This window comes from Planctopirus hydrillae, from assembly GCF_001707835.1.
In the GTDB taxonomy this organism is placed as follows: Bacteria; Planctomycetota; Planctomycetia; order Planctomycetales; family Planctomycetaceae; genus Planctopirus; species Planctopirus hydrillae.
The window spans coordinates 13,226-28,562 of record NZ_LYDR01000145.1 but is presented as its reverse complement, the minus strand read 5'-3'; the positions used below and the strand labels follow the sequence as shown (position 1 = coordinate 28,562).

Sequence of the window (15,337 nt, the reverse complement as noted above, 5' to 3'; positions counted from 1 at the left end):
CCTTCCGTGGCTGGGGCTCACGCGGACCGAAGCCTTTTGCTTTGGATCGAATCCACTGGACAGGCAAGACACATCATAACGAATATCTTAAGCCCGCTAGAAATGCCACCTCTCGAAACAGGCCTCTTAAAGTCTTTCTACTCCGCAACTTGGAACGCGGGCGGTCTTCCGCGCTAACCAAGCGCGGCCCCATTGAAGCAAGCATCCTGATATCGCCGCACTGATCCAAGCACAGCGGGGTCTTCCGCGCTAACCAAGCGCGGCCCCATTGAAGCTGAACAAGTTTTGGCCGAAGCAAACAAGCTCGCCAAGCGTCTTCCGCGCTAACCAAGCGCGGCCCCATTGAAGCAAGTATTCGCTGCAAGTCTCGGAAAGCGAGCGGATCAGGTCTTCCGCGCTAACCAAGCGCGGCCCCATTGAAGCCAGACTCAGAAATAGGGACAGGTACGGAGAAAAGTTTGTCTTCCGCGCTAACCAAGCGCGGCCCCATTGAAGCCAGTTTGCGGATCGTCGTGGCGAAGTCGAATGTCGAGGTCTTCCGCGCTAACCAAGCGCGGCCCCATTGAAGCCAGCAGTACAGCAGTGGTTGCAGTCCACGAATCGTGCTGTGTCTTCCGCGCTAACCAAGCGCGGCCCCATTGAAGCTCTTGGCCGTCAGGGATGCCGTTGTTGTTACAGTCCGTCTTCCGCGCTAACCAAGCGCGGCCCCATTGAAGCCGTTTTGCCATCGCCGATACTCATTCCATCAGACCTGGTCTTCCGCGCTAACCAAGCGCGGCCCCATTGAAGCGTGGCAATGAGCGTGTTATCTGCGGGCACGATCTTCGCGAGTCTTCCGCGCTAACCAAGCGCGGCCCCATTGAAGCCTCCCACGCCATCTCAAATTTCCCTCGCGGCGGTGTAACCAGTCTTCCGCGCTAACCAAGCGCGGCCCCATTGAAGCTGGGTTCCGCCAAGCCACATGGTTTATTGGTACACCCGCCGGTCTTCCGCGCTAACCAAGCGCGGCCCCATTGAAGCTAGCCGCGATTCAGAAAGAAGAGTTAAAGAAGAATAGCGTCTTCCGCGCTAACCAAGCGCGGCCCCATTGAAGCTCGGTTCCCCTGGTCGGGTTCAATTTCTCGATCGAGTCTTCCGCGCTAACCAAGCGCGGCCCCATTGAAGCGGTCGTGCGGCGGAATGCGGCAGTGATCCTGCAGGCGGAGGTCTTCCGCGCTAACCAAGCGCGGCCCCATTGAAGCTAGTCTGGCTTTCGTACATGGGTCGAGAACACGCCGTCTTCCGCGCTAACCAAGCGCGGCCCCATTGAAGCGCTACTACCACGCCACAAAACGTAAGCGTCACCACCAGTCTTCCGCGCTAACCAAGCGCGGCCCCATTGAAGCAGAGGGGCTGTTAAGTAAATGAGCGAGCAGTTTACGGTCTTCCGCGCTAACCAAGCGCGGCCCCATTGAAGCATGCCTACATGGTTTCCAATTTCAACGCATCCGAGGCGTCTTCCGCGCTAACCAAGCGCGGCCCCATTGAAGCAAGTATGGGTCGATCAGCTTCAAGGCCCAGAAGACGAAGTCTTCCGCGCTAACCAAGCGCGGCCCCATTGAAGCTCGCTCCACGGCTGCTGTCCAATCGCTACAGACAAAGTCTTCCGCGCTAACCAAGCGCGGCCCCATTGAAGCGCCGACACAAGATCGACAGCCGTTGAGCCGCTGCCCTCGTCTTCCGCGCTAACCAAGCGCGGCCCCATTGAAGCGAGGCGGTCGCGGTCGTAAGTTTTCCAACACGCTTAAGTCTTCCGCGCTAACCAAGCGCGGCCCCATTGAAGCTTTTGGCACGCAATGGCAGGCGTCAGCCCGTCACTGGAGTCTTCCGCGCTAACCAAGCGCGGCCCCATTGAAGCAGTAACCAGCGATTGATAGTGTAGCTGAGTCGTGTCTCGTCTTCCGCGCTAACCAAGCGCGGCCCCATTGAAGCGTGCATCCGATCTGACTGCTGACACCTCAATGGCGAGTCTTCCGCGCTAACCAAGCGCGGCCCCATTGAAGCAATCAATCAGCGAAGGATCCAAGCGACCGAGGCGGGGTCTTCCGCGCTAACCAAGCGCGGCCCCATTGAAGCAGTTGTGGTCGAACTTTGTGCTTTTCGCATAATAATGTTGTCTTCCGCGCTAACCAAGCGCGGCCCCATTGAAGCTTGTTCGTCGTGGAGAAGAACGCAGCGGCATTCGACAGGTCTTCCGCGCTAACCAAGCGCGGCCCCATTGAAGCGAGTCATTCACAGTGACCCCTGATGCCAGTGGTCAACGTCTTCCGCGCTAACCAAGCGCGGCCCCATTGAAGCTATGACTGGCTCTGCAAGACGTGGCCAGAAGGGACGGATGTCGTCTTCCGCGCTAACCAAGCGCGGCCCCATTGAAGCAACAGTATCTGGACGACGTGGATAGGTTTACACCAAGTCGTCTTCCGCGCTAACCAAGCGCGGCCCCATTGAAGCTAGCTGGGGCAGGAATTGCTTCTCCGTCTTCCACGTCGTCTTCCGCGCTAACCAAGCGCGGCCCCATTGAAGCCCGTCTGCCATCAAGGCCACTTCGACGGTTTGCTCAGGTCTTCCGCGCTAACCAAGCGCGGCCCCATTGAAGCTGGCCGATCAATCGATTGGGCGAGCAGGAGTGGGACGCACGTCTTCCGCGCTAACCAAGCGCGGCCCCATTGAAGCCAGATCGACCGTTACGACATAGGCACTGCGTCCCGTCCGTCTTCCGCGCTAACCAAGCGCGGCCCCATTGAAGCGGTATCTTCACTGTTCTCATTTCGTCACTAGTGCCTGGTCTTCCGCGCTAACCAAGCGCGGCCCCATTGAAGCCAGAGCGAGCTTGAAACGTCGCAGCGGAGCTTTCTGGTCTTCCGCGCTAACCAAGCGCGGCCCCATTGAAGCGTCAGAATGTCTTTGAGCGTGTCAATCCCTGCCATGGTCTTCCGCGCTAACCAAGCGCGGCCCCATTGAAGCCAGCATTCCACATCAACGGTGCATGTCCCGTCAGAAGTCTTCCGCGCTAACCAAGCGCGGCCCCATTGAAGCGTAGCAACCGTGGCGTCCATGCCGCGACGCAAGCCACCGTCTTCCGCGCTAACCAAGCGCGGCCCCATTGAAGCGCAATCTCCGCCGCGATCTTTGCCGCCAACTCGGGCGGTCTTCCGCGCTAACCAAGCGCGGCCCCATTGAAGCGTGTCTTCTACCCAGGCAGCGGCGGCCCATACTCCTGTCTTCCGCGCTAACCAAGCGCGGCCCCATTGAAGCTTGCGGGCCAACCGATGTATGCGGTGGCAATTCTGGCGTCTTCCGCGCTAACCAAGCGCGGCCCCATTGAAGCACCGTACGCTGACGATTACCAGCCGTTACTTCGCTTGTCTTCCGCGCTAACCAAGCGCGGCCCCATTGAAGCCCGGAGACTCTCATCAACAGAAACATGGCTTGCCCGCGTCTTCCGCGCTAACCAAGCGCGGCCCCATTGAAGCCCGCTGCATTTGTGCAAGCATCAACTTGATTTCGGCGGGTCTTCCGCGCTAACCAAGCGCGGCCCCATTGAAGCGATCTGATGCAGCATCGTTTCGACGCCGAAATTGGGCGGGTCTTCCGCGCTAACCAAGCGCGGCCCCATTGAAGCGCACCGTTGACGAGTTGATCGAACACCAGGGCATTGATCGTCTTCCGCGCTAACCAAGCGCGGCCCCATTGAAGCTCGAGGAGTTTTAAGCCACGAGTTGCAAGCTGAAAGTCGTCTTCCGCGCTAACCAAGCGCGGCCCCATTGAAGCAACGGCTTGCTCGTTGCAATACCCACGGTGCAGACGGTCTTCCGCGCTAACCAAGCGCGGCCCCATTGAAGCTGATAGCCATGAGGTGTGAATTCACGCTTCCCGATGGCGTCTTCCGCGCTAACCAAGCGCGGCCCCATTGAAGCAACGCACTGGAGAGCTTTAAAAAGCCTCAGTATCTGGGTCTTCCGCGCTAACCAAGCGCGGCCCCATTGAAGCGACCAAGTGCGTGTGTGGTGCCTGTTTTGATCGTAAGCCGTCTTCCGCGCTAACCAAGCGCGGCCCCATTGAAGCGATTCCCGTGGAGGCACCTCCACCACCGGCGAAGTTGTGTCTTCCGCGCTAACCAAGCGCGGCCCCATTGAAGCTCGACTCTCACCCCCTGTCGACAACTGCACTTTGAACTGGTCTTCCGCGCTAACCAAGCGCGGCCCCATTGAAGCAATCAAGTCGTTCGCAGCACTGAAGGCGAAGTCATCAAGTCTTCCGCGCTAACCAAGCGCGGCCCCATTGAAGCCAGTGTGACGCCGCTCGCAGTTGGGACAAGTTATCGGGTCTTCCGCGCTAACCAAGCGCGGCCCCATTGAAGCGTCATGTGCCCGCCGCATCTCGTGGAGAAGTGGAAGCGGTCTTCCGCGCTAACCAAGCGCGGCCCCATTGATGCCGGCCAACGTTCAACCGTGTGATGATTCCCCAGTGGGCCCAGCTCACCATGCAGGGAGCACGCTTCGAGTCCGCCTGGATCGGTGACACCAAACGGCAGCGATTGCATGAAGCACTGCTGGGCATGGTCTACCAGTTGAACGAGGCGGAACTGCCCCCTTCATTCCACGTCGATCTGTCCCCGGCCATGCAGGAGCACATCCGGGAGTTCCTCCGCTCACGAGAGGTGGGTGTGTGGTCTCAGGTCGGAGCGACCGTTCACGACCGGCTGAGGCGAGCACTGCAGCGGGCGCTGAAGGACGGCGACAACCCTGTCCAGATGCGAAAGCGAGTCAATGAAGTCCTGACCAATGCCGAGAAGTACCAGGCGGCCCGAATTGCCCGCACAGAGACGACTGGGGCAATGAATCACGGGCAGCAGCTCGAGCGGGAAGACATCGGCATTGAACGAAAGGAGTGGGTGAGCACGCTCGACATCAAGACTCGTGGCAGCCAGCCCGGGGATGCCTTCAACCATCGGGCGGCTGATGGGAAAACGGTCGGGAATGACGAGCAGTTCACCGTTTCGGGACAGCGACTGGCATACCCGGGGGATTCGAGCCACGGTGCCAGCGCGGGGAACATCTGCAACTGCCGGTGTGCTGCGGTATCGAGCTTTGAGGACGAGCCGAAGCTATCGGCAGCAAGCAATAATCAGGGAACACCATCGTTCGACAACTTCGCGAATGGCGTGAACAGCAAAGCATCTGATCAATTTGTGGAGGATCTGAAAAACCACGTCAACAGCTTACCAGCAAAGGTGCTCAACTTCCTGAAAGACAATTCGATTACTGTGAGAGCAGTCGGAAACCTTGTGGATGAATTCCAAAATGATCCGATAGATGCTTACGGAGCGTACTACAAGAAAGACGCCCTAATCGCCGAAGAGCCCATCCTTCAAATCGGCAGAGTGAAAATAGGTCATTCTCACTGGAGAGGGACAGCCAATCATGAAATCGGGCACGCCATTGATGAGGTCGAGAAATGGTCGAACGACAAAGATCTGCATGACGCATTTGACCGGGATCTGCAGAACGCGATCAAAGACAAGACTTTGACACCGAAAATCCAACTAAAAATTGCTACAATCTTTGGGCCGGGTGGACACGAAGAGTTGGTAGCTCAATTTTTCGAATTGGAACTCGCAGGTGCTGGGCGGGCATGGGAACAGCCCAAATTGGTCAAGAAGTTGTTTCCTGAGTCAATTGCGCTGTTACGAAAGAAGTACCAAGAATGGCTGAAGACTCCCTAGAGACCGTGAAAGTGACAATTGATGTCAGCGATGAATCTATCTTCATCTTCCCAAGCACATCGCCCAAGATCCCCAAAGGAATGAAGGTCAACCAAGGATTCATTTTGGAACCTGGCCAGACCTTTGCGGGGTGGACGTTCAACGAAATGCGTCTGCTGGGTGATGGCACGCACGATATCGTTCGCAAGGATCTTGTTGCGACTGCTTGACGCTCCCGAATCCGACCGCAAACTCACCTCCGTTCGGTTCATTCCTACGGAGGTTTTTTCATGCCCATTGCGAACGTGAAGTACACGGCCGGTAAGACGACGCAGACGCGGCGGCTGCGGTACGAGCCCTGCGAAGAGCAACATCTCGAAGCACAGTTCAAAGCAATCGTCGGCCAGGAGCACAAGGTCGATCCCCGCACTGTGACGATCCACAGCGTGGAAGGTGCGAATAACCCGAAACCTTTCGGGTATGTCGAGAGGCCATCGGCTGCGGCACAAACCGATTCAGCCGCTACATCCGAGACTGGCCAGCAGGAGCCGCCTGCAGGCTCTCAGACCATCTTCGTTGCGAGAGTGCCGTAGGAATAAAGTATTTTCCCACTTTGTGACACTCAATGAAATATGTCACAACTTACTGCTTACTTATTTCCCATCCGAAACGTCTCTCACCTTATCAGGAATTTCATTCACTGTATAAAAGGCATAGTGATGTAGAAGAGATTCGTCATCGATTGTACGAAGTCTGGAACAATCTAACTCATACACAAATCCAGGTTGAAGTCGATCAATCTTTATTTTTGCAGAGCTGCCGTCTGGGGAAAGGTCGATTGATTGCACCGTCGGCTGATGTTTTTCAATTTCCGGTCCTCCATAGCCCGCATGATACGGGTGCGTGAAGGCGAATACTTGATAGGACTCAACCAACTGTCCAACCTCCTTTTTGAGTGGCTTAGTAAATGTCAGCTTGAATCCCTCGGGCTCAATCGTAACCCGTTCAATTTCGAATGGCATTTTCCCATTCCACTCAATTCGCTCCAAAGCGAATGGTTTGATACCTCGAACGGGCCAGCCGCGATTGGTACCACCGGTTAACAGTTTACCCTGAGGTGTGAACTCGACGCCGAGAATCCCAGTCGATAGGCCTTCTCGAAAAGGATAGCAGGCCCCTTGCCATACCCCTTTGACCTGCTCTGTCGTTGCCCGCATGACGATGGACTGCGTGTAGTCACCGAGAAACAACTGGTTTTCAAATGGGCCGAATTTTCCACGAGTTTGATTGACCGTGAAAGAGGTAATCGATCGGCCCATGCGAATATAGGGAAAAATGACTGCATACGGTGTTAACTCTGGGACGCGATGACGTTCAGTAATGACTCTTGTACCAGATGTCGGCATCACTGGGACAGGGCCCAGTTCTGGAGCCGTCTTATACCAGGGAAAACTTGCCGGATGCCCATGAAAGCTCCCCTTGGTAACAGCCTTCAAGCTGCATGAGCAATTCCAGGGGCCTTGGCTCTCAATATAGAACAACGCTCCATGCTCATCATGACCAATTCCGCCGGGACTTCGCAAACCGCTCGCAAAGGCTGTGGTTGCTCCATCAGGAGCTACCTTCATAATGAAACCGCGATTGAGTGCATAGGAATGGTAAGACTCCGAAAGTCCAAGAGCAATAAACAGATTTCCCGCGGAATCCGGCTTAGATCCAAATGCGTATTCGTGATAATTTGCGTAGCCCCAGGCATCAGAAATCGTCTCAAAACGATCTGCGATGTTGTCGCCATCTGAATCGCTCACACGAGTCAATTCGCAGCTTTGAGTGACGAGAAAAGACCGTTCTTTCCAGGAGAGCCCGAAGATTTCATCCAGCCCCGAGGCGAAACGGTGAAACCTTGGATTCGGCTTCTCATCGTCAACACTCTCGATGATATAGATCTCACCATGCCGAGTTCCTACGGCAACACGACCATCAGGCAGTAACGCGAAGGCCCCTGCTTCGATAACCGTCTCTTTGGGCAGTGGAATACTCACCATCGGATAAAAGGCGCGCTCTCGCTCTTCCGTCCCCCAACGCTCTCCAACTTCCTCTGCTGAAGCCGAATGAACATATGCAATTCCAAACGTCAACAAAGCGACGACAATCATCGACGAACTACTTTGAAAGTAATTCATAATTCACCTCCAAAGTTGATTGGCCTTGAGAAATCTGAACTGGTATCAGGAGTTCAAATTCGCCAGTTTGATCTGGTATTTCTCGCAGAAGGAATGGGATCGCAGGTATGGAGAAGCGAAGTTTTCCCAAGCGAAAGTTTTGCGAATCTTCCTTGGTGATTTTCCCTGCCAATCCGCGAAACCAAAGTGTTTGTGTCGACGGCGACTCAAACTTGATGATCCGTTGCAGTCGTTCGTGACCTGAATCTCCGATTAGCTGTATACGATCAGAGATATCAACCGCACCGGATCGATATGAGAATGTAGGCACGTCATTTTTATCTAAAGAGTAACCTCGAAATTGATAGCCGACGTTCTTCGGATAGAGTGGATTGGGATTTGTACGAGCCTCTTTGGTCATGACAGGCATTTTGGGCCAGGCAGTTGGTTCACCCTCGAACTGAAGAAAAGAGACATCCTGCGGGAGAGTCACGGCTTCAGTCGCAGGTTGAAAATCACCTGATCCCTGGCCACTCCAGTTCACCTGAATGTAGTCCCCTTTCCAGATTCCAGAAATCGTTCCTGTCTCAGCATTGAATGCGTAATTCCATCTTTCCGGCAAGCCGACAGCAATGCCGCGATAACCGGCAATACGACTCCTGCCACGATGGATCTGGGCCTTTGAACCATCCACAACCAGCTTTGTGTTCACACTTCGCAAACCTGACGGGTCTGCGGCAGAGGTTCCCAGTGACAAATAGTACCAGATCGCTTCAATCTGGCGGTCTGTCTCACCGTCGAGAATGGTGGTAAAGGTCGCAACTCCATTTGGCCACGCCGTAGGCATGACCGTTCGAGGACGAAAGGCGCCTGGATTTCTTAGATAGCTATCAAAGTACTGTGGTTGGAGTCGCTGATAGCTTGTGAGCAGATCAATGCCTTGACTTCCTTGAGAAGACCGTCCATTAAAGCTGTGGCAGGCAATACAGTTGAGCCCTTTATCACCTAACAACTCCCGCCCAGCCTGTCGCAAAAGCTTCTCTCGCTCTCGGTCCCGCGGCGTAGCTCCCTCTGCACTGGGGATCGGGAGGTCTTTGCCTTGCAGACGATCTACTCTGGCAAACAACTCGGGCAAATGGCCGATATTCATTTCCCCATACTGAGGCATGCGAGTCACCATATAGGGACGCACACTTTCACCATCGAAGAGTACCCTTTTGAGCCAGGCTGGCCTTAACTTTCCACCCACATGAGTGAGTGGTGGTGGAATGCGCCCATCATCCCCCAGCTTCAAGTCGTTTCCCGTGAAGAACATATCGTAAGCATCAGGTACCCCTCCGAAATCATCGCGAGTATGGCAAGCAATGCAGTGAAATGTCGTAAGTGTTTTTGCAATAACGACCTGATCCGTATCAATGACTGGGGAATCGCTTTTTGTGAACTCCTTGATGAACAACTCCATGGAAAGACGCTGCTCTTGACTCACCGCATATTGTGGAGACGTTCCGCCCTTGCCCGTCAAACAGCCACGGGAGAGGCTCTTCTCCGTCAGACGATTCACTCGCTTGGCTGGAGTAATACCAGCGAGAGAGTGACAAGCCGCACAATTCAGTTCTTGAAAATATTGTCGTCCACGGCGCGCCAGACGCTCGTCAGTTTTTAACGATTCATCGACCTTTCTGTCGCTGACCAGATAGGCTGCTATCGATAATGCTTCGTCGGGCTTCAGTTTCATATCAGGCATGCGCCCTGACTGACGAACATGCAGCGGTGCGAACAGGAATTGACTCAGCGAAGCGACGTTGTATTTCTCCGGGACATGATCAAGACCGAAAGCGACGGGTTGAACTCGCTTCTCACGATGATCTTCTAGCTCTTCATCGAAATCGTCATCCGATTCATTCGGTTTTACGGGGACTTGCTCGAAGACGTCCCGAGGACCATGACAGGCCACACAACCTATGGAGTGATAGAGAGCTTTTCCGCGCTCTTGATCGAACGGGTTGCCTCCTGCAGGTAGAGATTTTTCTTTGGATTGATCCACCAGAAAGTGCGTAATCGCCTCTGCGATCGCCGTGCGCTCCGCTTCAGGTCTCGATGTGAGGAGATCAGGCATCGTTGTCCCGGGATGCTTTTGAGCGGGATGTGCAATGAACTCCTGGAGATATTTCGGGGCCACTCGCCCCCCGACGTTTGTCAAATCGGGAGCGGTCTTTTCGGAGACCCTGCCGCTCTCAATCCCAGTATGACAGGCTCCGCACTTCAACTCATGAATCAGCAGGCTCCCCACTTGTGCTGAAGTGAGTCGATGCTGTCCAGGCCACGCTGCGCTCTCGGTTTCGGCCGATAAAACAGGCTTGGAAGCATTCACTTGCACAGCCCATAACAAAATGAGATTTACAAAAAAGTAGTGCCTTGATACCTGCCGAAGCGTCTCTAAATATTGAGAGACATTCTTTGATCCGATCACCTCGAATTGCCTCACGTTGAGAATCCCATTTCACCAACACGCCATAAATCGCTTCGAACACTTCACATTCATTGACTATCGCGACAACTTAGAATTCTGATTATTCAGTAACCTCAGATTTGCCTCAGCAAACGCATTGCCAATTTGCGCGAAGGTCTTCGCACACCCCAGGTAGTGATAGCCGGCATTTGAGGCACCTCGTTTCCAGAGAGTCACCTCTGCGGGGGAAATCAGTTTCTCTTCGTATTGTTTGAGATATTCCCGCTTCTGCTCTTCCGTCATCGAACCATCTGAATTGGCATGATCTTTGTGCTTTGAATTCAGGAAGTAATTCATCTGCCGCACTTGATCGTATTTCTGAGCGATTGCTCCTAACTCATCAGCCCAATAAGGAGCAGTCTGAACAGCAACAACGTTTCCCTGGAACTCAGGGAGCGTGGCTGGTGCAGCCATGGCTGCACGAAAGTTCTCGGTTTGACGATTGGGTTTTTTACCATCAACCCCCAGAACGCCAATAACAAATGGCATCTGTGGGGCATTGAGATCCTTACGCACATCGCGAATAAAATGTGCCATCACCTCACTATAAGCATCATATCCATCCTGCTCAGATCGATTGGGGTAGGTTCCGGTATCAACGAGGTCATTCCAACCCTGCATCCAGACAAAACCAGAGAGTTCATACCCCTGCTTCTCATCGTACTTCGGGCAGACACGCGAAATACCACCCAATACATGCTTCACATGATCGATCATTAATCGATAGTAATGCCCTGTCTCTTCGGCTTTTGTCTTCTGAATCGATTCAATATCTTTGCCTTGCTTGCGGAAATCGCTGAGTTGCTTTTCATTAAAGACGTAAGGGCCGGCACTTGGCGGACGAAAATCGGTATTGAGGCTTTTCCCACCCCAGGCCGTTTTGATAAGGAGGACGGGCTCCTCAAAGGCGGCATCCATAGCGATCCCGAAAGTGAATTCCGGCCCGATTTTTCCACCATCCTCCTGAGGATTGCGGCGAGATCCGTACCCCGCAGTCAAAGGACCAAATCCTTCTCCGTTCTTGTCGCCACTCCCTGTGAAGTAAGAAATCCACACACCTTCACAAACCACAGGTTTGCCATCAGCGCCGCGCATTTTTTTCAACAGCGGCAGCGTGACAGGATCGTCGCCGATGTAATCGAAGGTCTCAACCCGCGCGTGCCCTTCCATGTTGGATTGCCCGGCCAGAATAAACACTTTCAGCGGCTTCGATTCCGCGCAGGCAAGCTGAAGTGTCCATGAATTGACAGCAATCAACGCGAGCTGGCACAGCAAAATTCTGATAAACAGCATTTGGGCAAATCTCAAAAAGTTCATCATGGGGTCGATTTGTTTTCGCCACGCAAAATACAATGTGGCCACTTTTCTCCAATTTCAATCTGTTTTTTTCAATTTTGCAGATCGCATCGGGAAATACTCATTCACTAATCTGCAATTCTCCTGATCTCTCGGGGAACACGATGAATCTGAGGGAAACACCTCAAACCGCGATCGTCTCTTGCAAGACCAGAGAGCAATCCGATCAACGAGTTCCTTACAGAGCTCTGGGTGAACAAGTCAGCTTGGGCTTAACTTTGATTGTCATTCGATGAGTCAAAGAGACTGAATATCAAACTATTATTCATACCTTGTTGATTCATACTGAGTCATTGCAACATTAGAACTCAATATCACAACAGTCCTTTTTCTCAGTTCTCATTTTCAATGTTTTCATTGAAAGCGGCCTATTAATGCAGAACATAAACTTTGGCGTTTTAGTAGCAACGTGCCTATCATTTTTTCTGACGATTCAACCGGCGTGGGCCGAATCCGATCGCCTTTCCATCATAGTACCTGAAGGCTTTGACATTCGGCAGGCAGCCGGATTTCCGCTCGTCGAACGCCCAATGTTTGCCGCTCTTGATCAGTCGGGACATCTCTATGTTCTTGATTCTGGTGGATCGAATGGTGGAGATCGAATGGAGAACCCCACCGATGTCATTCGTCGTCTGACGGATACCAATGGTGACGGCATCTACGATCAAAGCACGATTTTTGCTGACAAGATCGTGTTTGGCACTGGGATTGCCTGCCACGAGGGAGCCGTGTTCATTACCTCTCCACCCAGCCTCTGGAGGTTTGAAGACAGCAACGGCGATGGTATTGCTGATCAGCGTGTCGAACTCGTGACCGGTTTTGCTTTCAATCAGAGTTGTACTGATGATCTGCATGGCACGACTGTGGGACCAGATGGACGGGTCTACTTTTTGCCTGGTCGATTTCACCATAAAGTCCGACTGAAGGACGGTACGCCTCTACGAGACGGTGTTGGCCCGTGGTTAATGCGCTGCCGACCGGATGGAAGTGATGTCGAGTTTGTCTCCGGAGCCGTGGGAAATCCCGTCGAAGTGGCTTTTCTCCCCAATGGTGATTCATTTGTTCAAGGAACATTCTGGGCCAAACCCTCAGCTTCCGGAGGACTGAGGGATGGCCTGATTCATGCGGTTGCAGGCGGTGAGTACTCGGTTCGAGATCGCGACTATTCCGACCGAATACGAACCGGGGATTACCTTCCCGCACTTGTCCCTCTGACTGCGACAGCCCCGAGTGGCTTGACGTGTTATCGAAATTCCACCTGGGGAGACGAGTTTCAAGAGAACCTGTTTTCTACACACTTTAATACAGGCAAGATTCTGCGTCATCGACTCAAGGCCGAAGGCGCAACATATCGTTGCGAAACTGAAGAGTTTATCACAGCACCACAAGGAACCGTTCATTTCACTGATGTTCTGGAAGATGCTGATGGAAGTTTGCTGATTATCGATACGGGAGGTTGGTTTATCGCTTGTTGCCCTGCCTCCGGTTCTAGCCAGCCAGAAGTCAAAGGATCAATTTTTCGAATCCATCGCCATGCCGCGGCAACGGTTCAGGATCCTTATGGCAATTTCATTCCATGGAAGTCTTTACCTACTGACGATCTCTTGGCTCGGCTTGATGATGTACGGGTCATGGTGCAGGAGCGTGCCATCATCGAAGTGGCTCGACGAGAACAACAGATGACCGACGCTTTGGCGACGCTTCTCAAATCGCCACATTCCACGCTCAGGCAACGAATTGGAGCTGTCTGGGCACTATGCCGCATGGATGACAACGCGGCACGGACAGTCACCCGGCTGGCTTTGCGTGATCCGAGCCACAGTGTGCGACAGGCAGCTGCTTACTCGGCCGGTCTTCACCGTGATCGATCGGCACGTCAAACACTGGAGGCGCTGCTTGCTGATGAATCATCAGGAGTTCGACGAGAAGCTGCTAATGCCTTGGGGAGACTTCAACAGAAAGAATCGGTCCCGGCTCTTCTCAGAAGCTTAGAACCACAGCAAAATTCACAACGGGTGATTGCTGATCGATTTCTGGAGCATGCCTTTACCTTTGCGCTCATCCAGATCAATCATGCAGAATCGACTCGTGCCGGCTTGTTATCTCATTCTGCGGACGTGCAGCGAATCACCCTGATCGCTCTCGATCAAATGCCATTAACAATACTTGACGCTCAAGATCTGACACCACTTTTAAGTTCTGGCAATACACCACTCAGACAGGCGGCTATCCAGGTTCTATCACGACACCCCCAATGGACTTCTGAATCCATTGCGTTGATTGATCAATGGTTTAAAAGCGACGAGATCAATGAAGATCGAGTCCAGGTGATCGCAGGATTTGTGCGCACGCTTCAGCATGAGCCACAAATGCAGGAAACCATCAGCAGGAATTTTCAAGAACAGCAATTGCGTTCGAAAACATCACGCCGAGCACTTCTTATTGCTGTTTCAAAACTTGAAAAATCGAGCATACTTCAGAGATGGCTTAATGGAATCGCGGAGTCACTCGCAGCGGAGGATACGGAAGTATGTATGGCAGCGATTGATGCCGTCGAGAAGCTTTCTCTACTACCACTGGAGAGGTCAATACGCCGTATGGCTCAAGAGCCCGCCAGGGAGCCACAACTTCGACTGAAAGCTCTACGAACATTAACGACTCTCGGCAAGAGACTCAGTGATTCTGAGTTTGACTACCTCGTTTCTAAACTTTCGACAGAGACACCTATCAGAGAACGCATCACGGCACTCGATGTGATTGCCAGTACGACGCACAATGAACAGCGATTGTCTCAATTGCTTCCGTTCGTGAAAGTCGCCAGTCCGGTAGAGTTACCCTATCTACTGGCTGCATACATGAATTGTACGAACAAAGTCACCACCAGAAGGTTAATTGAGACCCTTGAAGCCTCTTCAGCCACTCCATCGCTCGACATGATCGAGCAAATTCTGAAATCACATGAAGAGGAAGTACAACGTGATGCAGCACCTCTTCTTGAGCGACTGAGAAAATCGAAGAATGATCATCTCATTCGACTGAATGAATGGGAGAAGCGACTTGAGGAACATCAGGGTGACAACGAACGAGGTCGATTGCTCTTTATGAACAAGACTCAATGCCATTTGTGTCACGTAACAGATTCCCAGGATCAAGCGAACTCTCCAGCGAAGATCGGTCCTGATCTTTCTGCCATTGGCGAAATTCGCACGAGGCGTGAACTTCTCGAAGCGATTCTTTTTCCCAGTGCAAGTTTTGCCCGGGGGTTCGAACCGATTGTAGTTACCTTACAGGACGGTCGAGTCTTGACAGGTTTGGCAGGGAAAGAAACGACAGAGGAGTTCATCCTCACCACGATTCAGGACAATAAACCCGTCGAAAAGATGATTCAACGCAACGAAATCGAAGAAGTCGCTGTGGGCAGGGTTTCCGCGATGCCCAATGGGCTCGAGCAGCCGCTCACAGCACAGGAATTTGCTGACCTCATGACGTTTCTACAGAACTTAAAAGCTTCCAAAGTGACGAAAACTGTCACAGAAGGTGTCGCCAATTAAAAAAACACCCACGTCG

General features: G+C 53.0%; 7 protein-coding genes and 1 CRISPR repeat array. Of the genes, 4 read left to right on the top strand and 3 right to left on the bottom strand.

Annotated features, from left to right (window positions below; genetic code table 11):
• Window positions 1–163: 163 nt before the first annotated feature.
• A CRISPR array of direct repeats spans window positions 164–4,474; the repeat unit is 36 nt; unit sequence GTCTTCCGCGCTAACCAAGCGCGGCCCCATTGAAGC.
• A 21-nt stretch (window positions 4,475–4,495) separates the two neighbouring features.
• Genes A6X21_RS17765 through A6X21_RS17755 form a run of 3 tightly spaced genes read left to right on the top strand, consistent with a single transcriptional unit; the run spans window position 4,496 to window position 6,336 of the window.
• Window positions 4,496–5,764, top strand: coding sequence for a phage minor head protein (locus tag A6X21_RS17765; RefSeq protein WP_068850572.1), 1,269 nt, complete (start codon window positions 4,496–4,498; stop codon window positions 5,762–5,764).
• Complete coding sequence (locus A6X21_RS17760; RefSeq protein ID WP_068850570.1) at window positions 5,746–5,973, top strand: hypothetical protein; 228 nt, start codon at window positions 5,746–5,748, stop codon at window positions 5,971–5,973. The genes A6X21_RS17765 and A6X21_RS17760 overlap by 19 nt, the downstream gene beginning before the upstream one ends.
• A gap of 60 nt (window positions 5,974–6,033) precedes the next feature.
• Window positions 6,034–6,336 carry a hypothetical protein gene (locus tag A6X21_RS17755; RefSeq protein ID WP_068850568.1) on the top strand — a complete coding sequence of 101 codons (303 nt, stop codon included), beginning with the start codon at window positions 6,034–6,036 and terminating at the stop codon, window positions 6,334–6,336.
• 60 nt (window positions 6,337–6,396) lie between these two features.
• Here the strand turns inward: A6X21_RS17755 and A6X21_RS17750 are convergent, their stop codons facing one another.
• The 3 genes from A6X21_RS17750 to A6X21_RS17740 all read right to left on the bottom strand — a co-directional run bounded on the left by A6X21_RS17750 (window position 6,397) and on the right by A6X21_RS17740 (window position 11,707).
• A complete protein-coding gene (locus tag A6X21_RS17750; protein WP_068850565.1) occupies window positions 6,397–7,926 on the bottom strand; it encodes a DUF7133 domain-containing protein in 1,530 nt (509 codons plus the stop codon).
• The gene (locus A6X21_RS17745) at window positions 7,907–10,276 is read right to left on the bottom strand and encodes a hypothetical protein (protein WP_131818412.1); all 2,370 of its coding nucleotides are present in this window, start codon (window positions 10,274–10,276) and stop codon (window positions 7,907–7,909) included. The genes A6X21_RS17750 and A6X21_RS17745 overlap by 20 nt, the downstream gene beginning before the upstream one ends.
• A 174-nt stretch (window positions 10,277–10,450) precedes the next feature.
• A complete protein-coding gene (locus A6X21_RS17740) occupies window positions 10,451–11,707 on the bottom strand; it encodes a sialate O-acetylesterase (protein ID WP_068850578.1) in 1,257 nt (418 codons plus the stop codon).
• 437 nt (window positions 11,708–12,144) lie between these two features.
• On the opposite strand from A6X21_RS17740, the gene A6X21_RS17730 reads away from it, so the two are divergent.
• Window positions 12,145–15,321 carry a PVC-type heme-binding CxxCH protein gene (locus A6X21_RS17730; protein WP_068850555.1) on the top strand — a complete coding sequence of 1,059 codons (3,177 nt, stop codon included), beginning with the start codon at window positions 12,145–12,147 and terminating at the stop codon, window positions 15,319–15,321.
• Window positions 15,322–15,337 lie beyond the last annotated feature (16 nt).

What these genes read in the sequence shown, in the direction of transcription:
- A6X21_RS17730 (WP_068850555.1), top strand. Translation starts at nt 12,145, where the DNA reads ATGCAGAACATAAACTTTGGCGTTTTAGTAGCAACGTGCCTATCATTT.
- A6X21_RS17740 (WP_068850578.1), bottom strand. Translation starts at nt 11,707, where the DNA reads ATGCTGTTTATCAGAATTTTGCTGTGCCAGCTCGCGTTGATTGCTGTC.
- A6X21_RS17760 (WP_068850570.1), top strand. Translation starts at nt 5,746, where the DNA reads ATGGCTGAAGACTCCCTAGAGACCGTGAAAGTGACAATTGATGTCAGC.
- A6X21_RS17755 (WP_068850568.1), top strand. Translation starts at nt 6,034, where the DNA reads ATGCCCATTGCGAACGTGAAGTACACGGCCGGTAAGACGACGCAGACG.
- A6X21_RS17750 (WP_068850565.1), bottom strand. Translation starts at nt 7,926, where the DNA reads ATGAATTACTTTCAAAGTAGTTCGTCGATGATTGTCGTCGCTTTGTTG.
- A6X21_RS17765 (WP_068850572.1), top strand. Translation starts at nt 4,496, where the DNA reads ATGATTCCCCAGTGGGCCCAGCTCACCATGCAGGGAGCACGCTTCGAG.